This is a genomic window from Micromonospora globosa, assembly GCF_000717585.1.
In the GTDB taxonomy this organism is placed as follows: domain Bacteria; phylum Actinomycetota; class Actinomycetes; order Mycobacteriales; family Micromonosporaceae; genus Micromonospora; species Micromonospora aurantiaca.
Genome location: NZ_JNZR01000094.1, coordinates 1 through 519, shown reverse-complemented (window position 1 = coordinate 519; position 519 = coordinate 1). Strand labels below are relative to the sequence as shown.

The following is a 519-nucleotide window of genomic DNA, read 5'->3' as shown; positions in this document are numbered from 1 at the left end:
GATGTGCCGTTGTTGCTGGGGTCGGTGAAGTCGAACATCGGTCATACGCAGGCGGCTGCGGGGGTGGCCGGGATCATCAAGATGGTCTTGGCGATGCGGTATGGGGTGGTGCCGGCGTCGTTGCACGTGGATGTGCCGTCGTCGCATGTGGACTGGTCGTCGGGTGCGGTGGAGTTGGTGACGGCCTCGCGGCAGTGGCCGGGCGTGGAACGTCCCCGGCGTGCGGGTGTGTCGTCGTTCGGGATCTCGGGCACGAACGCGCACGTGATCATCGAGCAGCCGGAGCCGGAGTCCGCTCCGGCATCGGTCGCGCCCGTCGCACCGGTCGGGGTGCCGGTGCCGTGGGTGGTGTCGGGTCGTTCGGAGCGGGGTCTGGTGGGTCAGGCGGCGCGGTTGGCGTCGTTCGTGCGTGGTCGTGGTCTGTCGCCGGTGGACGTGTCGTGGTCGTTGGCGACGACCCGTGCCGCGTTGGAGCATCGCGCGGTGGTGTGGGGCTCGGACGTCGACGAGCTGGCGGCG

General features: G+C 69.9%; 1 protein-coding gene. It reads left to right on the top strand.

Annotation, left to right across the window (positions count from 1 at the left end):
- A partial coding sequence (locus tag IF06_RS0131785; protein ID WP_036312136.1) for a ketoacyl-synthetase C-terminal extension domain-containing protein occupies positions 1–519 on the top strand: 519 nt, incomplete at both ends.